General features: G+C 68.8%; 16 protein-coding genes. 9 read left to right on the forward strand and 7 right to left on the reverse strand.

Annotation, left to right across the window (positions count from 1 at the left end; translation table 11 throughout):
• Positions 1-62: 62 nt before the first annotated feature.
• Positions 63-2,246, reverse strand: coding sequence for a GmrSD restriction endonuclease domain-containing protein (locus tag HZZ10_RS11855; protein ID WP_228087496.1), 2,184 nt, complete (start codon positions 2,244-2,246; stop codon positions 63-65).
• 161 nt (positions 2,247-2,407) lie between these two features.
• The gene (locus HZZ10_RS11860; protein ID WP_179913669.1) at positions 2,408-3,790 is read right to left on the reverse strand and encodes a glycoside hydrolase family 27 protein; all 1,383 of its coding nucleotides are present in this window, start codon (positions 3,788-3,790) and stop codon (positions 2,408-2,410) included.
• A 226-nt stretch (positions 3,791-4,016) separates the two neighbouring features.
• On the opposite strand from HZZ10_RS11860, the gene HZZ10_RS11865 reads away from it, so the two are divergent.
• The 8 genes from HZZ10_RS11865 (at position 4,017) to HZZ10_RS11900 (ending at position 14,516) form a co-directional block, all read left to right on the forward strand.
• Complete coding sequence (locus tag HZZ10_RS11865) at positions 4,017-5,012, forward strand: LacI family DNA-binding transcriptional regulator (protein WP_179913670.1); 996 nt, start codon at positions 4,017-4,019, stop codon at positions 5,010-5,012.
• Positions 5,009-6,013 carry a LacI family DNA-binding transcriptional regulator gene (locus tag HZZ10_RS11870; RefSeq protein WP_179913671.1) on the forward strand — a complete coding sequence of 335 codons (1,005 nt, stop codon included), beginning with the start codon at positions 5,009-5,011 and terminating at the stop codon, positions 6,011-6,013. Before HZZ10_RS11865 ends, HZZ10_RS11870 begins: the two co-directional genes overlap by 4 nt.
• A 127-nt stretch (positions 6,014-6,140) precedes the next feature.
• Positions 6,141-8,075 carry a glycoside hydrolase family 127 protein gene (locus HZZ10_RS11875; RefSeq protein WP_179913672.1) on the forward strand — a complete coding sequence of 645 codons (1,935 nt, stop codon included), beginning with the start codon at positions 6,141-6,143 and terminating at the stop codon, positions 8,073-8,075.
• A 194-nt stretch (positions 8,076-8,269) separates the two neighbouring features.
• Entirely contained in the window at positions 8,270-9,886 is a 1,617-nt protein-coding gene (locus HZZ10_RS11880) for an ABC transporter substrate-binding protein (RefSeq protein WP_179913673.1), read from the forward strand.
• A gap of 9 nt (positions 9,887-9,895) precedes the next feature.
• A complete protein-coding gene (locus tag HZZ10_RS11885) occupies positions 9,896-10,870 on the forward strand; it encodes an ABC transporter permease (protein ID WP_056135347.1) in 975 nt (324 codons plus the stop codon).
• A gap of 10 nt (positions 10,871-10,880) precedes the next feature.
• Positions 10,881-11,789 carry a carbohydrate ABC transporter permease gene (locus HZZ10_RS11890; RefSeq protein ID WP_179913674.1) on the forward strand — a complete coding sequence of 303 codons (909 nt, stop codon included), beginning with the start codon at positions 10,881-10,883 and terminating at the stop codon, positions 11,787-11,789.
• Positions 11,786-12,496 carry a YesL family protein gene (locus HZZ10_RS11895; protein ID WP_179913675.1) on the forward strand — a complete coding sequence of 237 codons (711 nt, stop codon included), beginning with the start codon at positions 11,786-11,788 and terminating at the stop codon, positions 12,494-12,496. Before HZZ10_RS11890 ends, HZZ10_RS11895 begins: the two co-directional genes overlap by 4 nt.
• Entirely contained in the window at positions 12,489-14,516 is a 2,028-nt protein-coding gene (locus HZZ10_RS11900) for a glycoside hydrolase family 31 protein (RefSeq protein WP_179913676.1), read from the forward strand. Before HZZ10_RS11895 ends, HZZ10_RS11900 begins: the two co-directional genes overlap by 8 nt.
• Before the next feature lie 592 nt (positions 14,517-15,108).
• Here the strand turns inward: HZZ10_RS11900 and HZZ10_RS11905 are convergent.
• Complete coding sequence (locus tag HZZ10_RS11905) at positions 15,109-15,492, reverse strand: hypothetical protein (protein ID WP_218928710.1); 384 nt, start codon at positions 15,490-15,492, stop codon at positions 15,109-15,111.
• A 290-nt stretch (positions 15,493-15,782) separates the two neighbouring features.
• Between HZZ10_RS11905 and HZZ10_RS11910 the strand changes: the two genes are divergently transcribed.
• Positions 15,783-16,370, forward strand: coding sequence for a TetR/AcrR family transcriptional regulator (locus HZZ10_RS11910; protein WP_179913677.1), 588 nt, complete (start codon positions 15,783-15,785; stop codon positions 16,368-16,370).
• Between the two features lie 145 nt (positions 16,371-16,515).
• Here the strand turns inward: HZZ10_RS11910 and HZZ10_RS11915 are convergent, their stop codons facing one another.
• From HZZ10_RS11915 to HZZ10_RS11930, 4 genes are all read right to left on the reverse strand, one after another.
• A complete protein-coding gene (locus HZZ10_RS11915; protein ID WP_179913678.1) occupies positions 16,516-17,211 on the reverse strand; it encodes an ABC transporter ATP-binding protein in 696 nt (231 codons plus the stop codon).
• 11 nt (positions 17,212-17,222) lie between these two features.
• A complete protein-coding gene (locus HZZ10_RS11920) occupies positions 17,223-18,353 on the reverse strand; it encodes an ABC transporter permease (protein WP_179913679.1) in 1,131 nt (376 codons plus the stop codon).
• Positions 18,354-18,555: 202 nt separating this feature from the next.
• Positions 18,556-19,683, reverse strand: coding sequence for a glycosyltransferase family 2 protein (locus HZZ10_RS11925; protein WP_179913680.1), 1,128 nt, complete (start codon positions 19,681-19,683; stop codon positions 18,556-18,558).
• On the reverse strand, positions 19,680-19,841 hold the full coding sequence (locus HZZ10_RS11930; RefSeq protein ID WP_179913681.1) for a hypothetical protein: 162 nt from the start codon (positions 19,839-19,841) through the stop codon (positions 19,680-19,682). Before HZZ10_RS11930 ends, HZZ10_RS11925 begins: the two co-directional genes overlap by 4 nt.
• Positions 19,842-19,921: the final 80 nt, after the last annotated feature.

The following is a 19,921-nucleotide window of genomic DNA, read 5'->3' on the forward strand; positions in this document are numbered from 1 at the left end:
GCGTCCTTTGCCTGTCCTGCCGCAGCGTACTCAGCTAGTTCGGGTGTTGGCAGCCCGAGATCTCAGGTCCCGAAACCTGGACGTAGGTCTGCGATCCGTGTGCCATCTTCGGTGTGCCAGAAGATCCATCCGTTGGCTGAGGGTTGGTGTGTAAGTGCTACGGCAGCTGCAGACGGCGATGAGTAACTCTTCCCTCCCGCCTCGAGGCGACCATCGGCGCTTACGGTCACGGAGATCGTCTGGCCGTGATATCTGCCTCGGAGCGTTGCGCCCGGTTGGAGTCTGCCCAGAGCGAGCAGGTCGGAGACGCCGACACCGTAGCTCCGCTTACTCGCCCCGCCATACAGCGGGCTGTATCGAGGAGGTGCGGGGGGCGCAGTCTCGCCTGACCATCCCGGCAGCGGCGGCGAGGGGGTGCGCGGTCGGGAGTCTTCGAGGGCCTGAGGTTTCGTTGGTCGGGGGAGCCTTGTCTCTATGTTGTGAGTCGCGCCGTCACGTGTATACCCACCCAAGAGTTCGACAAGGCGTCGCCGCAGGATTGACCGTCGGCGTTCGTAGAAGCCTAGGAAGGCGTGGAAATCTTCTGGGATGCCGTGGAGGTCGTGGCCGGCTAGCCACGCTTCTCGGGCAGCTGCGTCCGGGAAGTGCTCGCGAGCCCATGTAGCCGGGAGCTGAGCGCGCTTTTGGGAGTTCTCCGGCCCTGACATGAGCTGCAGGTTTGCCAGGCGCTCGACCTTATCCCTGATGTCGTCCACGGCACTGGCGCTGACTCCCTGCGCGCGCAGCCTCGCGGCTGTACTGAGGCTCCTGGGGAAGATGTGGTCGATGTGGAACTGGTTTCGCGGGTCGACCCAGTCGTAGAGGAGGGTCTGCAGGGCGAACATTCGTTTGTGCTTGTAAGGCGTGTCGAGAAGATCGTCGATCAGCGCGTCGTCGAAGGCGAGCGACTTCCCGCGACGGGCCATCGCGGTCTCGATCGCATCGAGAGGGAACGCACCGGATGTCTCGCTGATGCACTGGTGCAGCGAGCGCAGGAGGCCGTCGAGGCCGCTTCCCCAGACGCCCGGTCGGAGAATGGTGCGGATCGTCCAGCTCCGGACTCTCTCGCGATCGGCTCGGACCGCTGGGACTGCTGAAGTGACGTAGGAGCTGGTGAGTCCTCGACTATGGATGTAGTCCGCCAGCGGGATGAGCACGCTCGAGGCGGGAAGCGTCGACTCCGAGAAGCCGAACGACGCCAGAAGGTGCACACCCGTGCGGAGAGCGTCCTCGACGTCCTCCCACTGGGAGTCAAGAATCTTCATGTTGTCAGCGGTGAAGCTCTCGACGCGGAATCCAATGTCGCTGATGTCGGTCAGCACGAGGCCGGCCTTGAGCACCAGGTCTTTGGTGATCTTGAAGCCAGGTTGGGTCGCGTTCAGGTCGTCGACGAGCCTGTGGATCTCCTCGCGAGCGTCGCGCAAGGTGAATTGAGCAGTGGCGATCGACAGGAGAAGGTCGCTCTTCGTGAGAGCAATGCCGCCGCTGTTGACTCGGACGAAGATGTCCAGGACCTTGGACAGATCTTGCTGCTTCTCTTCGAAATACGACACAACTCCGTCCTCGTGCACCGCTTTCCAGAGCCGCGACAGCACGCGGAACGCATTGCGGTTCCCGGTGAGCGCATGGCGTTCTACGTAGTCGTAGACCGGCTCTCCAGGTTCTTCGAGATCGAGGATGTCCCCAACCCGATACCAGTGTGATTCGCCTGATCGCCGCGCCTGCTCGTCTGTCAGGAACTCGAATCGGTAGTGCACGTCATCGTCTTCAGATGGTTCGAACTTCAGGTCAACGAAGAGGCGCTTTTCGGGGTACGCGCCAGCGCTGTCGCGACGACGATTAGGTAGCTTGTGGGCGAGGCTCCCGTAAAGCCCTACGTTGAGGGAGGTGAGGCGCTGCTGACCATCGAGGATCGCCGTGAGCTCTCTCGGTGTCGAGACGTGCAGCCGCTCGTTGTGCCGTTGCTTCAACTCGTGCCACTCTCGCATGAACTCGTAGAAGTGGAACGACCGCGAGTTTTCCGGAGTCACTCTCCAGAAGAGAAAAGTGCCGATCGGGTAGCCGCGCAAGAGGCTGTCGAAGAGCTTCGTCATCCGTTCAGGCTCCTGCGCCCACACCAGCTCGCGCTGGATGGCAGGGAGGACGAAGCTTCGCTGAGAGATCTTCTCGAGCGTCTCCTTGATCGTGAGCGGAGTTTGATAAGCCATTAGCGTGGTTCCCGAGCCCTCTCGTCCTGTGTTGTGCACACCGTAGCGTGCAGCCCAGTCGCTTCGGGCGGTCTCGTCAGCTTCATGCAGCAACTCTCGTTCCTGCGTCGTAGGTCTTCGACATCGCGTACGACGACCTTGGTGCGGGACGTCGGTCTACCTCAGACCTCCCACCGCAGCAACCGTGCCCCGTGCCATTCGATCGTCACCGGGATCGCGACGCTTCCCGGCGCGACACCGCGTGCTTCGTCGCTCTGCACCGTCACGACGTGCGTCACAACTTCCTCGCCCGTCCACAGCTCGCGGACCCGCACGGCCTCGTCGGCCGGGACCCCGACGTCCCCAGCGTCGAGCGCGACGCTCAGCGGCTCGGTCCCGAGATTGAAGGCCGCGACCCAGCCAGACTCACCGGCAACCCCGTCCGCCGTCCACAGCACGAGGTCCCCCTCGCGGAACACCTCACGTGACCCCCGTGACTCCAGTACCGCGAGCACGTCGGCATTCGTGAACAGCGCGAGCGTCTCCGGGCTCGACGTCGGCAGGTCGCCGCCGATCATCAGCGGCGACCGGGCGACAACCCAGAGCGTCATGAGCGTGACCCGCTCCGCCTGCGTCAACCGGGAGTCGCGGGGTTCGCCGCGCTCGGCGCGGATGCCGATGTGGCCGAGCGGGAGCATGTCGCCGTCGGGCCAGCCGTGCTCGCTCGCGGTGGGTGCCCAGCGGGCGAAGCGTGCGAAGTTGGCCTCGACGTCCTCCCACACGTCCCACAGGTCGTCGCAGATGCGCCACATGGTCGCGTGCTCGCGCAGGTGGTCCAGGCGGGTGAGCGAGAGGTCGCGCCCGGGGGACAGCGACAGCTCGATCGGACGGCCGGACCGTTCGATGGCCAGCGAGAAGGCCTCGATGTCGGCGGCCTGGTAGGGCCAGAGCATGTCGTCGGCCTTGATGAAGTCGACACCCCACGAGGCGTACAGCGCGACGACCGAGTCGTAGTACGCCTGTGCGCCCGGGTGGCCGCGGCGCAGACCGTCCATGTGGGGGTTCCACTCACAGCGGTTGGTCTCGTCGGCGATCTGATCGGCCGTCACCGGCGAGCTCGAGGCCCCGGCGCCAGCACGAGCGCCGGTCCCGACTGCAGCATCAGCAGCCGCGTCACCAGCACCCGCGACAGGCAGCCGCTCAGCCGTCGCGCGACGCGGGATCCCGCGCATCACGTGGATGCCGAACTTCAGGCCGAGACCGTGGATCTTGTCGGCGAGTGGCCCGAAGCCAGCCCCGCCAGCAGAGCTGGGGAACCGCTCAGGGTCGGGCATCAGCCGCCCGAGGTCGTCGAGGTGCAGCGGCGCGCCCTCGTTGTACCCGTGGGACCGGGCTGTCGGGTCGGACCAGTCGATGTCGACCACCACGGTGTCCCAGCCGAAGGGCAGCAGGTGCTGCGCCATGTGCTCGGCGTTGGCGAGCACCTCGGCCTCCGTGACGGTGGTCCCGTAGCAGTCCCAGCTGTTCCAGCCCAGGGGTGGGCGGGGTGACGGCGTCTTTGCCATGCGTGAGCTCCTCGTGAGGGGTGCGGTCTGTGAACGTTAACAACACTGGTCGGATGTGTCACCCCTCTCGCTGTCGTCGTGAGCCCCCGGCCGGTCGCGATGCCCGCCTCGCCCGGCCGCCGGCCCCACAGCCCGCCCGGCCGCCGGTCCCGTGGCCCGCCCGGAGAGCGGTCTCACCCACACCCAGCGCCCTGTGTCCCACCTGCTCAGCCCTACGATGGTGCCCATGGCAGCGACGATGCGCGATGTTGCGGCGTTGGCCGGGGTGTCCGTCAAGACCGTGTCGCGTGTCGTGAACCTCGAGCCTCACACCCGCCCCGAGGTGGTCCGCCGCGTCCGTGCGGCCATCGCCGAGCTCGAGTGGGTCCCCAACGGCAGCGCCCGCACCCTGCGCACCGGACGGACCGGCGTCATCGGCGTCGGCGTCTCCGAGCTGCGCCGGCCCTACCTCTCGATGATCACCGAGGCCGTCGTCTCCGAGCTCACCCGCCGCGGTCTCCAGGCGACCGTCGAGCCCACGCACGACCAGCCCGACCGCCTCGCCGCTCTGCTCGCCGCCCGAGGGCGGCTCTTCGACGGGCTCGTGCTCATCGGCCCGGCCGACCCAGCTGCACCGACAGCCCTCGCCGCGCTCGTCCCGACCGACGCCGTCGTGCTCGTCCACCACGGGGAGACGGCTGTCGCCGACTCGGTCGACCCCGACCTCGTCGAGGCGGCGTCGCTCGTGGCGCGGCACCTCGTCGTCATGGGGCGCTCGCGGCCGGCCCTCGTCGGGCAAGACCGCACCGCGCACGGGGACGAGTCGATGACGGCTGCCTTCCTCGCCGCCGGGATCGCGGCCCCTGCCCTGCGGGTCGACGGGGTGACGAGCCGGGCCGACGGTGCGCGCGCGGCGACCGAGCTGCTCGCGGCGGACCCGCAGATCGACGCCCTGGTCTGCGGCAGCGACGAGCTCGCTCTCGGCGCGCTCTACGCGCTCCTCGGGTCGGGGGTCGCTGTGCCCGACCAGGTCGCGGTCTTCGGCTTCGACAACCTCGACGACGCGTCCTTCTCGACGCCGTCGCTCACGACGGTCGACCCCGGTGCGGCGCGGCTCGCCCGCGCGGCCGTCGAGCTGCTCGCCGACAGGCTCGCGGGGACCGGTGGTGACATGGCCCGGCGCGTGATCTCGCCGGTCGAGCTCGTCCGCCGCGAGTCGACGCTCGGGGCGGGGCTCCGATGAGGCGGCCGACCCTCGCCGACGTCGCGGCGGTCGCGGGCGTCTCGGCGAAGAGCGTCTCGAACGTCCTGCTCGAGCGGCCCGGGGTCTCTGCCGCGACTCGCGAGCGGGTCCAGGCTGCGGTCGTGCAGGTCGGGTATGTGGTCAACGCCGCGGGGCGCGGGCTCGCCTCCGGGCGCACCGGCCGGGTGGCCGTCGTGGTCCCGATGCTCTACCAGCCGTACTTCGCGGAGATGGCCGAGCGGACCATCCTCGCCCTCGAGGCGCGCGGCTTCTCGACGACCCTGCGGATCGCCCCCGACAAGGCGTCCGAGCGTGCCGCTGTGCTGGGGGAGAGCACCCCGGACGTCGACGGGGTGATCATCTGCCCGCACGAGTTCGTCGGGCCGATGATCGAGGGGGTCACGCTCAGCAGACCCGTCGTGCAGCTCGGTGGCGCGCCGATCGACCGGCTCGACTGCGTGGTCATGGGGGAGCGCGAGGGCGCGTACCTCGCGGCACGGCACCTGCTCGAGTCTGGGCGGCGGCGCATCGCGCTCGTGTGGAACTCACCTGACGGCGAGCTGCCGAGCGGCGACAGGTACGACGGCTACCGCCAGGCGATCGGGGAGTTCGGCGTCGAGCTCGACCCCTCGCTCTACGCGAGCGGGTCCGACTGGGACCGGCGGACCTCGGGCTACGAGGCGATGGTCGCGCTGCTGCGCTCGGGGGTGCGCTTCGACGCGGCGCTCTGCGTCAACGACGCGATCGCTGTCGGGGCCTTGCGCGCACTGCGCAGTCACGGCCGGCAGGTGCCCGACGACGTCGCCGTGACGGGCTTCGACGCAACCGACGAGGGCGAGTTCACCGTCCCGTCGCTTACCTCGGTCAGCCCGCGCAAGTCCGAGATGGTCGAGCACGCGGTGTCGATGCTCGTCGAGCGGATCGGCGGGCTGCAGGGCCCGGGACGGCACGTGCGGATCGGCGCGGACCTCGTGGTCCGGGACTCGACCGCGTCCCGCTGAGCGCGCTGGCGCGGAGCCGGTCTCGATCTGGTGACGCCAAGATCTCGTTCTTGTCTCGCTGTTGACAACGCTGAACCATCGGGTCCAGACTCCAGTCAGCCACTTCAACGATGAAGGACCTAAACCCGTGACAGCACTCCCTGCTCCCCTCACGACTGCGCCCCGAGCGGCCGCAGCACCGGCCCTGCCGGTCGCCGACGTCGCCGCGCACCGCCCCCTCGACCTGCGCTCCGTGCGCCTGACGACCGGGACCCTCGCCGACTGGCAGAGCCTCAACGCCGCCGCGACCATCCCGCACTGCATCGAGAACCTCGAGACCTCGGGCGTCATCGACAACCTGCGCCGCGTGGTCGGGGAGTCGGGCGCCGAGTACCGGGGCTTCGTCTTCGCAGACTCTGACCTGTACAAGGTGATCGAGGCCGTCGCGTGGGAGATCGCCCGGACCGGCACGACCGAGCACGACGCCTGGCTCGACAGCGTCATCGGCCTCGTGGCCCGTGCCCAGGAGCCCAGCGGCTACGTCATGAGCTGGATCCAGGGCGTGCACCCCGAGAAGAAGTTTGCCGAGCTCGAGTGGACGCACGAGATGTACGTCCTCGGCCACATGGTCCAGGCGGCCGTCGCCCTCGACCGCGCCAACGGGCGCCACGACCTGCTCGACATCGCCCGGGCTTTTGTCGACCTGGTCGACCGCCGCTTCGGACCGGGCCGCGACGACGGCATCTGCGGGCACCCGGAGATCGAGACCGCCCTCGTCGAGCTCTACCGCCACACCGGCGAGCAGCGGTACCTCACGCTCGCCGTGCGGATGATCGACCTGCGCGGCACCGGGCTGCTCAAGGTCGGCGGGCTCGGCGCCCGGTACTTCCAGGACCACGCGCCGGTCCGCGAGGCCACCGACGCCGTCGGCCACGCCGTCCGCCAGCTGTACCTCGACGCCGGTGTCACCGACGCGTACCTGGAGAACGGCGACACGACGCTGCTCGCCGCGATGGATGCCCAGTGGTCGAGCGTGCACGAGCGCAAGATGTACCTCTCCGGCGCCTTCGGCTCGCGGCACCGCGACGAGGCCTTCGGCGACGACTACGAGCTGCCGAGCGAGCGCGCCTACGCCGAGACCTGCGCGACCATCGCCGACCTGCACTGGACGTGGCGCATGCTGCTCGCCGGTGGCGCGGCCGGCACGGCGCGCTACGCCGAGACCATCGAGCGCGAGGTGCACAACGCCCTCGCCGCCTCGGTCGACGCGACGGGCACCAAGTTCTTCTACTCCAACCCCCTGCAGCAGCGGCCCGACCGGTTCTCGGAGGAGAACGCCCCGCGCGAGCGCACCCCTTGGTACGCCTGCGCATGCTGCCCGCCGAACATCGCCCGGACCGTCGCGCAGATGTCGTCCTACGTCGCGTCGACCACGCCCGCCCAGGGCGGCCAGCCCGGCGGCGAGCTGTGGCTGCACCAGATCGCCGCGGCCGAGATCGACCTGCCCGAGCACCTCGGCGACGGCGTGCTGCGCGTCGAGACGACCTACCCGGCAGGGGCGACCGTCGAGATCACCGTGCACGGTCGTGTCGAGCCTGGCGCCCGGCTCGCCGTCCGCGTGCCGAGCTGGTCGGCGGCGAGCACGCTCGCTACGCCGGGTGGCGCAGTCGCCGCGAGCGACGACGGCTACGCGCACGTCGACCTCGTCGAGGGCGCGACGTACACGCTCGAGCTCGACGTCTCGCCTCGGTGGACGCGCGGTCACCACAAGGTGGACGCGATCCGCGGGTGCCTCGCTCTCGAGCGAGGACCCGTCGTCTACTGCATCGAGCAGGCCAGCCTGCCCGAGGGTGCCGTCGTCGACGACCTCGTGCTCACCGGCGACGCCGCCGTCGACGCCGGTCCGCGCGAGCTGCACGTCACGGTGACGTCGGCCGCGGCCGAGAGCGAGCTCTACCCCTCGGGGGTGGCCGGAAGCCAGGCCCCTGACGCCACGACCTTCACAGTCCCGGCCATCCCGTTCTCGACCTGGGGCAACGCTGCTCCGGGCGCGATGCGGGTGTGGCTCCCCGTCCGCACCTGACCACCTGAGGGCCCGGCCACCCGGCCGGGTCCGTGACCGCACGGACCACCGCCGTGCACCGCACGTCCGCACCTCCGCAGGACAGCCCGTCTGCTCGTCCGGCTCTCACCTGCTGCTCTCACGCACTGCTTCTCACCACCCCTGCTGCACCCCCACCCGCGCCAGCGTCGGCGCGCGTCTCAAGGAGGAGACCCATGTCCCAGCACCGAAGCGCCCGGTCGCGGAAGGCCGCGGTCACCGTGGCGTTCATGGCCACAGCGTCGCTCGTCCTGTCTGCCTGCGGAGGTGGCGGCGACTCCGACGCCGGGGGCGGCGACGGCAACGAGGTGACGATCCTCGTGACCAAGCACCCGCTGACCAAGCCGATGAGCGAGATGGCGTGGGTGACCGAGCTCGAGGAGAAGGCGGACGTGACGATCCGCTGGGAAGAGGTCTCGGCCGACTGGGACCAGAAGAAGAACCCGCTGCTGGCCGCAGGTGACGTGCCCGACCTCATCATCGGCCCGAACGCGATCACCGACTCCGACCTCGCGACCTTCGGGACGCTCTTCGAAGACCTCGGCGACGACATGGACGCCCTGCCCAACGTGCAGGCCATGTTCGACGAGGTCGACGGCGCCGAGGCGATGGCCACCTCCCTCGAGGGCCCGGTCTACTCGCTGCCCTCGTACAAGCGGTTCTGGCCGCAGGCGATCACGCACCAGTACATCAACCAGCAGTGGCTCGACACCCTCGGCCTCGAGACGCCGACCACCTGGGACGAGCTCTTCGACGTGCTCGTCGCCTTCAAGGACGGCGACCCCAACGGCAACGGCCAGGCTGACGAGATCCCCCTCGACTTCTCGCCTGTGGGCACCACGGGCTTCGGGTACTTCCAGCCGACCGCGCTGCTCGGCAGCACGGGCATGACCATCTCGGGCGGTGGCGGCTCGGGGATCTTCGTCGAGGACGGCACGGTCGCGAACTTCTTCGTCGACGAGCGCTACAAGGACGTCGTGGCCTTCCTCAACCAGTGCTGGGAGGCCGGGCTCATCAGCGAGGAGGCCTTCACGCAGGACTACTCGACGTACCAGTCGGTCGCCCGTGGCACCGGCGACGAAGCCCGGGTCGGGTTCTCGTGGGGCTGGTCCGGCTCGGACCGCTTCGGTCCCGGGGTGTACGAGCAGTACGCGCCGATGGCACCGCTCATGGCCGAGGCCGGCCAGTCGGAGACGCCGTCGTGGTCCTACGACTACGAGAACCTCACGCGCAACCACCTGACGATGTCCGCCCAGGCGGCCAACAAGGACGCCGTGCTGCGGGTTGTCAACGAGCTGTACAGCGCGGACACCTCCATGCAGGAGCTCTTCGGGGACATCGGCCCCAACGTGGAGAAGGTCTCGGACACCGAGTACAAGGTGCTGCCGCCCGCTGACACGAACCTCGACCCGTCGACGTGGAAGTGGACCTCGTCCCTCGCGGACAACGGCGCGTTCTACATCCGCGAAGACGCGACGGTCGAGCTCCCGGCCGACCTCGCCGAGGCCGTCGAGGACGCCGTGCCGCTCCAGCCCGCCTTCGACGCCCTCGACGTCGACGCGAACGTGTGGCCCGGACCGTTCATCAAGATGTCGTCCGAGGACCTCAGCACCATCTCGCTCAACAACACCGCGATCTTCGGTGTCGCGATGCCCAAGTTCGCCGAGTGGATCACCTCCGGTGGCGTCGAAGAGCAGTGGGACGACTACGTCACCCAGCTCGAGGGCCTCGGCGTGACGCAGAACGACGAGCTGCACCAGAAGTACTACGACGACTACATCGCGTCGAAGTAGGAGTGCGTCATGGCACTGACGCTCGACAAGCCCCCGAAGGCAGGGAAGATCACGGTCGTCGGGAAGCCGACCGGGGCTGGCCCCCGGATGAGGCGGCACTTCTCCCGGCAGTGGCAGCTGTGGGTCATGCTCATCCCGGCGATCGGGTTCACGGCGCTGTTCGCCTACGGGCCCATGTACGGGATCCAGCTGGCGTTCCGGGAGTTCGACTTCACCAAAGGTCTGACCGGTGGTGAGTGGGTCGGCCTGAAGTACTTCGTCAAGTTCTTCGAGTCGCCCCAGTTCTGGACGCTCATGCGCAACACCGCGACCATCAGCCTCACCACGCTGGTGTTCGGGTTCATCGCGCCGATCATCCTCGCGATCCTCGTCAACCAGGTGATCAGCCGACGCCGCAAGCGCTTCACGCAGACCGCGACGTACCTGCCGCACTTCATCTCGATCGTCGTGATCGTCGGCATGCTGCAGGTGTTCTTGTCGCCGAGCACGGGGCTCATCACGCGGTTCCTCGGGTTCTTCGGCATCGAGGGGGTCAACTTCCTCGGGAGCACGAGCACCTTCGTGCCTGTGTACGTGATCTCCGAGGTGTGGCAGCACTGCGGGTGGAACTCGATCATCTATCTCGCGGCGCTGGCCGGCGTGAACACCCAGCTGTACGAGGCGGCGCGGATCGACGGGGCCAACAGGTTCCAGGTGATCCGGCACATCGACTTCCCGGCGCTCGTGCCGACGATGGTCGTGCTGCTGATCCTCAACATGGGCGGCGTGCTCAACGCGGGCTTCGAGAAGATCTTCCTCATGCAGAACACGTTGAACCTGCCGGTCTCCGAGGTGATCTCCACGTACGTGTACAAGATCGGCATCATCGGCTCGCAGTTCAGCTATTCGACGGCGATCGGGCTGTTCAACACGGCCATCAACTTCGCGTTCCTCGTGATCACCAACCAGATCGCGAAGCGCGTCTCCAACACGAGCCTGTGGTGAAGGGAAACCCATGAGCACGCTCACACGGCTCCGGAGCCGCACGCCCGGCGACATCGCCTTCACGGTCCTGGTCACGGTCTCGCTCGTGGTCATCGTCTTCGTGACGCTGTACCCGATCTACTTCGTCATGATCGCCTCTGTCAGCGCCCCGGCGCTGGTCCAGTCCGGCGACGTCTCGTTCATCCCCAAGGGCATCAACTGGTTCGGGTACGAGCAGATCCTCAACGACGCCCGCATCTGGAACGGCTACAAGAACACGCTCATCTACACGGTGCTCGGCACGGCCGTGAACATGCTCGTGACGATCCCGGCGGCCTACGCGCTGTCGCGTCGCGACTTCGCGGCACGGCGTCCGCTCATGCTGTTCTTCGCCTTCACGATGTTCTTCAACGGCGGTCTGATCCCCACGTACATGCTGTACAAGGAGATCGGCCTGCTCAACAACATGTGGGTGTTCATCCTGCCGTCGGCCCTCAACGTGTACAACCTCATCATCGCGAGGGCGTTCTACGAGAACTCCCTCCCGGAGGAGCTGTACGAGGCGGCGACCCTCGACGGGGCGAACCACTTCCAGTTCTTCTTCAAGATGGCGATCCCGCTGTCGAAGGCGATCTTGTCGGTCATCATGCTGTACTACATCGTCCAGCACTGGAACGACTTCTTCACGGGTCTGATCTTCATCCGGGACTACGACAAGCAACCCCTGCAGATCGTGCTGCGCGACATCCTCATCTCGAACACCGCCTTCGCGGGCGGTGCCGGTGGGGCCGGTGGCACGGGTGGTGGGTATGGCCAGCAGTTCGCGGACCAGATCAAGTACGGCGTCATCGTGGTCTCCACGTTGCCGGTGATCATCCTCTACCCCTTCTTGCAGAAGTACTTCGAGAAGGGCGTCATGATCGGGTCGGTGAAGGGATGAACCGCGTCCTCGGGTGGCACACCCGCATCGGCGACGCCGGTCTGCGGCTCGCGTACCTCCAGCTGCTGTGGATCATCCACACGCTGCTCGGCGCCGTGGTCTTCGGCGCCTACCCGGCCACCGCGGCTGTCTTCGCGGTGCTGCGGCGGGACCGCATGGAGGCCGACGGGTGGGCCGGCGCGGCTGACCGCCCGTCGGTCTGGCGGGAGTTCCACGACGCCTGGCGCTCCGAGCTGGTGAGCGCCAACGTCATCGGCGTGGTGCTCACCGCGGGGTGGGCGGTGGTCGTCTACGACCACCGGCTGCTCCGGGCTGTCGACATGGGTGTCGCTGGGCCCGCGCTCCAGGGCGTGCTGTGGCTGCTCACGCTGCTGCTGCTCGTCATGAGCTCGACGGTCTTCGTGCTGCACGCGCACTTCGCGGAGAGCCCCGGGCGGATCTTGCGGCGCAGCGCCGTGCTGACGATCGCTCGGCCCGTGCTCGCGCTCATGTGCGCGGCTGTGCTCGCTGTCGCGCTCGGGCTGTACTACCTGCTGCCCGGTCTGGGGATCGTGTTCGGGGTCGTCGCCCCGGCCTTCGCGATCGTCGGGTACGTGTGGCAGACGGGCGTGCTGCCGCGGGCGGCGGGTGATGCGGTTCCTCTTCCTCCCTCCCGCGACGGTGCGGGTGCGACCACTGATCTCAGCAAGGAGACCTCACGTGTCTGACGCCTTTGTCATCAAATCCGACCGTCTCGTCTGGCGGGGGAGCGGCGAGACCGTCGTGGTCGAGCCCTGGGGGGCCGACTCGGTGCGCGTGCGCGCCGCGCTCGGTGGGCCGGTGACAGACACCGACTGGGCGCTGCTGCCGCAGGAGGCTGCGTCCGGGGTCAGCGTGACTGTCGACGGTGACGTCGCAACGCTCACCCACGGTGAGATCCGGGTGGTGGCCACGTCGAGGGAGTACTACGACTGGCAGGCCCAGTACACACGGTCGCGGTGCCGGCTCGAGTTCTTCGATTCACGTGGAACCTTGCTCTTCGCCGAGGAGGAAGACGGCGGGGCGCTCAAGCTGCGGGCCCGCGACTACGACGCGCTGCCCGGCGGGACGCACCGCGCGAGGGTGTCGTTGGTCGGGGCGCGCGACGAGAAGCTCTACGGCATGGGGCAGTACCAGCAAGACCTGCTCGACCTCAAGGGCTCGACCGTCGAGCTCGCGCACCGCAACTCGCAGGTCTCGGTGCCCTTTGTCATGTCGAGCGCAGGCTACGGCTTTCTCTGGCACAACCCGGCGATCGGACGCGCGACCTTCGCGACCAACCGCACCGAGTGGGTGGCCGAGTCGACCACCCAGATCGACTACTGGGTGACGGCCGGCGCGACGCCCACAGACATTGCGCGGAACTACGCGACCGCGACAGGGCACGCGCCGATGATGCCCGAGCACGGTCTCGGGTTCTGGCAGTGCAAGCTGCGGTACTCCTCGCAGGAGGAGCTGCTCACGGTCGCGCGCGAGCACCACCGGCGCGGGCTGCCGATGGACGTGATCGTCGCGGACTTCTTCCACTGGCCCAAGATGGGCGACTTCAGGTTCGAGGACGAGTTCTGGCCGGACCCGGAGGCGATGGTCGCCGAGCTGGCTGAGATGGGCATCGAGCTCATGGTGTCGGTGTGGCCGCAGGTGTCGCTCGAGTCGGAGAACTTCGCCGAGCTCGACCGCCTCGGGTACCTGGTGCGGTCGAACCGGGGGGTGGACATCCAGATGAGCTTCGAGGGACCGAGCCGGTTCCTCGACGTGACCAACCCCGCCGCCCGTGAGTGGCTGTGGGCGAAGCTGCGCGTCAACTACCCCGGGGTCAAGCTGTTCTGGCTCGACGAGGCCGAGCCGGAGTACGCCTTCTTCGAGTTCGGCGCGTACTCGTACTACGCCGGGCAGGTGCTCGAGGTCGGGAATGTCTATCCACAGCTGTTCTCACGGGCTGTGTATGACGGGCAGGTGGCTGACGGCCAGAGCGACCCGGTGAACCTCGTGCGCTGCGCGTGGGCTGGGTCGCAGCGGTACGGGGCGCTCGTGTGGTCGGGAGACATCCACTCGTCCTTCCCGTCGATGCGGCGGCAGGTGACTGCTGGGATCCACATGGGTGTCGCGGGGATCCCGTGGTTCACCACGGACATCGGCGGCTTCGGGGGAGGGCGGGTCGACGACCCGGCGTTCCACGAGCTGCTGGTGCGGTGGTTCCAGATGGGGACCTTCATGCCGGTGATGCGGCTGCACGGGGACCGGGGGCCGTCGCACGAGGTGCGTGCTGCTGACGGGTCGCGGCGCTGCAACTCCGGGGCGGACAACGAGCTGTGGTCGTACGGGGACGAGGTGTACGGGATCTTGTCGCGGTACGTGCACCTGCGCGAAGAGATGCGGGAGTACACGCGGGGGTTGATGGAGGCTGCGCATGTCGACGGGCAGCCGGTGATGCGGGGGCTGTTCCACGACTTCCCGGAGGATGCTGCGGCGTGGGATGTGGCGGACCAGTTCTTGTACGGGCCTTCGTTGTTGGTGGCGCCTGTGCTGGAGGCTGCGGCGCGGACGCGGCGGGTGTACCTGCCGGCGGGGGCGTCGTGGACGTCGCTCGCGACGGGGGAGCGGTTCGACGGTGGGGTGTGGGTCGAGGTTGAGGCTCCGCTCGACGTCATCCCGGTGTTCGCGCGGGACGAGGCGCTCGCGGAGCTGGTCGGTCGGACCGTCGGCTGACGCAAGGTACGAACGGCTGCCCGCTTCGGGGCAGTATGCATGTCGGTCGTGCGGAAGGAGTTTCCGCACGGCCGATACGCTTTGGGTCATCCTCGGACGTTCCTGGTTCTCCGGACTCTTCGCGTGAGCGCGACGACCGCGGTGACGCTCGTTGCCCCCGCAACGAGGATGAGCACGGTTGACCCCCACCCCGGATCACGGGTGACGTGGCGCCCGTCGGAGAGGACCCAGGTGCACGCTGGTCCGTACGGGACGATCGACAGGTGCATCTCCGGAGTCGTGCCCTCGGACGCCTCCCCATGGTCGGCGTAGACCTCGTCAGGTTCCGTGACGTTGTGGCACAGGCTTCCTGACGACGAACCCAGTGCGGGGGCCAGCGGGGCCACGATCGCGATGGTCGTCGCGATCATGCAGAGCAGGGCTGTGACGACGAAGGCCACCATAGGGGCGACGTCTTGGCGGGCCCGGGCCCGATCTTCCGTCCGTGACACCGTTCGGCGCCCCCTCTGCTCGTTGGATGTTCCTCGGGAGGCGACGATGCTCGCCCTGCGGCCCCGCTGTCAGTCAAGGGTGCACTGAGCCCCTGAGCGACTCAGTAGTACGACGGAGCCGCCTCCCCGAAGCTGGCTCGCACGACATCGAGGTGGGGATCATCGACCAAAGCGCTGATCGCCTCGTCGCTCCCGGCGATCCCGGCCCAGTGCGGGTCCACGTCGCTCGTGAAGCACCAGGCTCGGTCTTCCGGCCAGGCGAACGCAGGGAGAGACCCGCCCGATGAGGACGGCCATGAGTCGATATCGGTCACTCGTCCGCTGAGAAGCGCGAACCGACGATGCTCGAGGGTGACCAGCGGAAGGTCCGGTGGCGCTGAGTAGTCCGGGTCACCGTCCCACCAGCAGAAATACGCCTGGTCGGGTGTCGAGGTGAAGGTCGAGAGCAACGTGATCGCTCGGCGTGCCTGCATCTGGTCGCTCACGTGGTCGTCCGGGAGCGTCGCGTCCGTCTCGTCCTGACCCGGCCTCACCGGATCGGGGATGTAGCGCAGGCGGGCGCACGAGCTGAAGCTCTCTGGTCCCCACGTCACCAGGAGATCCGATGGGACCGTCGACCGGACGATCCATGCCGCTGGCGACAGGTCTGCCTGGAGCTGTAGTCCCATGAGACGAACCTACTGGTGCTCTCGCGGCCCGGCACGGGCGCGGTGGTCGAGGCCGATGCGGCTCGCCGTCCTCCCGGCTCGGCCCGCCGGACCTGAGAAGATAAGGCGTGCCCAAGATTGATGCCCCGACAGTCGTCGAGCACAGGGCTGCCCGCGAGCAGGCCCTGCTGGAGGCCGCCCGCGGGTTGCTCACCGCGCAGCCGGGTCGCGTGCCGTCGCTCGCAGAGGTCGGCGCGGTGGCCGGGCTCTCCAGGTCGAGCGTCTACCAGTACTACGCCTCCCGCGACGACCTGCTGGCCGCGGTGGTCGCGGACTCTTTCCCGCGGTGGCAGCAGCGGCTCAACGCGGCGGTGGCCGCAGCAGACAGCCCGCGGACCCGGATCCTCGCATTCCTGCGGGCCAACCTGGAGCTGGTCGCGGACGGTGAGCACGCCCTGGCGCGTGCCCTCGCGGACGTGGCACCGTCGGAAGACCTCGCCCGCAGGTCGCGGGAGTTCCACGACCAGCTGTTGTCTCCTGTCGTCGACGCGCTCGTCGAGCTCGGAGCCCCGGACCCGGAGACCACGAGCGAGCTGGTGAACGCGCTGCTCAACGCGGCCTCGCGTCGGGTCGAGCACGACGGCGGCCTCGAACGGTCCTACACCGCAGCCGCTGCGGTGCTAGACGCCTACCTGCGAGAGCTCGAGCTCGGCTGACACTGCGATCCTCGGCTCGCTGGCTCGCTGGCTCGCTGGCTCGCTGGCTCGCTGGCTCGCTGGCTCGCTGGCTCGCTGGCTCGCTGGCTCGCTGACGCCCAGCGCGCGGCGGCGCCAGGCGTCAGCGGGAAAGGCTCCGTCCAGGTCAGAGCGGTCGCAGCTGACCGTCGACCATCTCGAGGACGCGGTCGCAGTGCTCGAGCACGTCGTGGTCGTGGGTGACCATGACTGTCGCGACGGAGAAGGTGTGCGTCTGGTCGGCGAGCACCTCGACGATCTCGTGGCTGCGTCGCCGGTCCAGCGCGGCCGTGGGTTCGTCGACGAGGAGGACCGAGGGGGAGGCGACCAGGGCACGGGCGATCCCGACGCGCTGGCGCTCACCTCCCGACAGGCGGCCGGGTCGGCGGTGAGCGTGCTGCTCCATGCCGACGGATCGGAGCAGCTCGAGCGGCGGGGTCGCCGCACGTCGGCCGGTGATCTTCTCGACCAGGCGCAGCTGGTCGAGGGCGGTCAGGGCAGGCACGAGGTTGCCGGACTGGAAGACGAAGCCGACGTGCTCGCGGCGGAAGGTCGCGAGGTCGCGGGACGAGAGCCCGACGAGGTCGGTGCCGTCGACGACCACAGCGCCTGAGGTGGGCTGGGTCAGGCCCCCGGCGACAGCCAGCAGGCTCGACTTGCCGGCGCCTGACGGGCCGACGATCGCGACGAGCTCACCCGGCGCGACAGCCAGGTCGACGTGGTCGAGGGCGCTCACCTGGTCGTCGCCGTCGCCGTAGGTCAGCATGACGTCGGTGAGGTTCAGACCGGTGCGGGTCTGCGTGGGATTCGTGGTGGTGGTCATCGGTTCTCTCTTCATCGGTTCTCTCCGAGTGCCGTGACGGGGTCGATCGAGGCGATGCGGACGGTCGCGACGGCTGCGCCGGCCAGGCCGAGGCCGAGCAGCAGCCCGGCGCCGGTGAGGATCGGTCCGGTCTCGAGGGCGAAGGGCATGCCCGTGCCTTCCAGGAGGCTGCCGAAGACGAGGCCGACGCTCACGCCGACGGTCAGGGAGATGACCAGCAAGATGGCGGCCTGCAGCACCCCGTCGGTCAGCAGGAAGCGGGTCGAGGCACCCATGGCGCGCATCACGGCGAGCTCGCGGGTGCGCTGGACCGTCCAGAGCGTGAAGAACGCTCCGACCACCAGGGCTGAGATCGCGTAGAGGAAGGCCTTGATGAGCTCCATGGTCATGAGCTCGGCGCTGTAGCCAGGGGAGGAGTCGAAGGCGGCCTCGAGGGTCCGCGCAGACGTGCCGGCTGCGGCGTCACCCGCGGCGAGGTCGGGGGTTTGGCCGTCCACGCCGCGCAGCGCGACGACGCTCGCGACGTCGTAGGCCGCGGGGTCGGGCTGCTCGCCCGCCGTCGTCCCGGCGTGGACCTCCTGCCAGGTGCTGAGCGGCACGAAGGCGATGTCGACGTGGCCGAATGTGCGCTGGTCTGCGGTGAAGCCCACCACCGTGAGCGTCGTCCCTAGACGGTCGAGCGTGATGACGTCGCCGATCTCCACGCCCTCGTCGCGGGCGGAGGAGCTGAGCACGGCGTCGCCCGGGGTGGTGAGCCCACGGCCGTCTGCGGCCTCGGGGACGACGAACCCGTCGGGCACCACGCCGAAGAGCGTGAGGTCGAGCGCGGTCCCGTCGTCGTTCTTGGCGTTGACGATCGAGGTGCCGAGCAGCTCGGCGTCGGCGACGTCGTCCTGCTCAGCCCACGTCTGCGCCTGGGCGGCCGTGACCTCGGACCGGGTGAAGGCCGAGTCGGTCTTGGTGCCCTCGGAGAAGGCGACGGCGTCGACGGGGCTGCGCATGAGACCGGAGACGCCGTCGACGACGAGTCCTGAGGACAGGCCCGACAGCAGGACCATCAAGACCGCGATGAGTGCGATCACGGCACCCATCAGGCCGAAGCGGGTACGCGCGAAGGCGAGCTCGCGCAGGGCGAGGAACATCAGAGACCTCCAGAGAGTGAACAGTTTCCCGACGTGCTGTTGGCATCATACCGACATGATGTTGGGATCATTCCCAGGCAGGCGTGGGCTGGCCGGACTGCGCCGGTCCGGACCGCGCAGGACCGGACAGGACGGCGCCGGGTCAGGCCGGGCCTGGTCGGCTCGAAGGGCCGAGACGTGTGAGGGGTGAGCGGCGGAGCCGTCAGACCGTCGAGCCGACCAGGTCGCCGGCCGCCTGCTCTGCCGCCGGGCGAGGCGGCGTCTCCCGGTGCACGTGGTTCCACCCGGCGTCCCGCGAGGTGGCGGTGAGCCAGCACGCTCGCAGGAACGCGAGCTGGAGGAACATGTCGTAGCTGAGCTCCGGCAGCACAGCAGCCGCCAGGAGTCGCCCGCGGGGACCGCCGCGCCACACCGTCACGAGCCGTTCGGCGACGATCACCCCGCCGACGCCCAGCCAGAACGGCACCACCTGGAAGGTGCCGGTGACGAGGGTCAGGGCTGTGAGCACCACGAGGCTCATGAGCATGAGCGTGCTGACGGCGAGCATGACCTGCTGCCCGTAGTACCGGGCGGTGACCCGCGTCAGCCCGTAGGCGCGAAGGTTGTCGAGCATGCCCTTGTACCAGCGCACCCGCTGACGGTGCAGGTCACGGGGTGTCGGCATGAGCTCGGTGGTGCACGACATGCTCAGCGGCGAGGCGAGCTCGTACCCGAGGGTGCGCAGCGCGAGCGTCAGCTCCGAGTCCTCCGTGATCGCCCCGGGGTCGTAGACCGCCCCCGGTGGGCCGGGCAGGGTCACGCCGCGAGCCCGGGCGACAGCGGTGAGGGCTTCCGTCCGGACGAGCGCCGCCGTCCCGGTGAGGACTGCGGTGCGGCCCGTCACGTCGATCTGCACGGCGTAGCGCTCGTACTCGTTGTGCTGCAGCTGCTCGAGGACCGACGTCGGCTCCGTGCCCCGGAACACCCCGCCCACAGCGCCGAGGGCGGGGCGCGCGTCGAGCAGCGCCAGACCCTCCTCCACGAAGGTCGGGGCGATCGACGTGTCAGCGTCGAGGACCAGCACGTTCTCCGCCTCGATCAGCGCGAGCGCCTGGTTCAGCGCCCCAGCCTTGCGGCCTGTGTTCCCCACGGTGCAGACGACGTCCGCCCCGAGGGAGCGGGCGACGTCGACCGTCGTATCGGTGCTGTTGTCCGAGACGACGACTATTCGGTCGACCGGACGGGTCTGGGCGCGCAGCGACGCGAGGGTCGCGGGGAGGGCGTCCGCCTCGTCGTGCGCGGGCACGAGCGCGACCACGCGCGGCGTGGTCGCGCCCAGGCCCCGGCTCACGACCGTGCCGCCCGGCGGCGCGCGAGGACACGCCCCGTCGTGAGGGCCGCGAGCCCCGCGACGAGCAACGTCCACGCGCCCACCGCGTAGTACCCGGTCGCCATGGCTCCTGTGGTAGCGAGGAGCGGTGCTGTCTGAGCACTTCCCAGCTGGTACATCGTTCCCACCTCCATCGTGTCGTGCGATGAATCCACCGTGCGGCTGGAGGCGTGGTGCTCAGGGGTGGTGGGGGTGGGGT

The sequence above is a fragment of the Sanguibacter inulinus genome (assembly GCF_013415325.1).
Lineage (GTDB): Bacteria > Actinomycetota > Actinomycetes > Actinomycetales > Cellulomonadaceae > Sanguibacter > Sanguibacter inulinus.

What these genes read in the sequence shown, in the direction of transcription:
- HZZ10_RS11915 (WP_179913678.1), bottom strand. Translation starts at nt 17,211, where the DNA reads ATGACCACCACCACGAATCCCACGCAGACCCGCACCGGTCTGAACCTC.
- HZZ10_RS11870 (WP_179913671.1), top strand. Translation starts at nt 5,009, where the DNA reads ATGAGGCGGCCGACCCTCGCCGACGTCGCGGCGGTCGCGGGCGTCTCG.
- HZZ10_RS11860 (WP_179913669.1), bottom strand. Translation starts at nt 3,790, where the DNA reads ATGGCAAAGACGCCGTCACCCCGCCCACCCCTGGGCTGGAACAGCTGG.
- HZZ10_RS11890 (WP_179913674.1), top strand. Translation starts at nt 10,881, where the DNA reads ATGAGCACGCTCACACGGCTCCGGAGCCGCACGCCCGGCGACATCGCC.
- HZZ10_RS11930 (WP_179913681.1), bottom strand. Translation starts at nt 19,841, where the DNA reads ATGTACCAGCTGGGAAGTGCTCAGACAGCACCGCTCCTCGCTACCACA.
- HZZ10_RS11865 (WP_179913670.1), top strand. Translation starts at nt 4,017, where the DNA reads ATGGCAGCGACGATGCGCGATGTTGCGGCGTTGGCCGGGGTGTCCGTC.
- HZZ10_RS11895 (WP_179913675.1), top strand. Translation starts at nt 11,786, where the DNA reads ATGAACCGCGTCCTCGGGTGGCACACCCGCATCGGCGACGCCGGTCTG.
- HZZ10_RS11855 (WP_228087496.1), bottom strand. Translation starts at nt 2,246, where the DNA reads ATGGCTTATCAAACTCCGCTCACGATCAAGGAGACGCTCGAGAAGATC.
- HZZ10_RS11880 (WP_179913673.1), top strand. Translation starts at nt 8,270, where the DNA reads ATGTCCCAGCACCGAAGCGCCCGGTCGCGGAAGGCCGCGGTCACCGTG.
- HZZ10_RS11885 (WP_056135347.1), top strand. Translation starts at nt 9,896, where the DNA reads ATGGCACTGACGCTCGACAAGCCCCCGAAGGCAGGGAAGATCACGGTC.
- HZZ10_RS11920 (WP_179913679.1), bottom strand. Translation starts at nt 18,353, where the DNA reads ATGTTCCTCGCCCTGCGCGAGCTCGCCTTCGCGCGTACCCGCTTCGGC.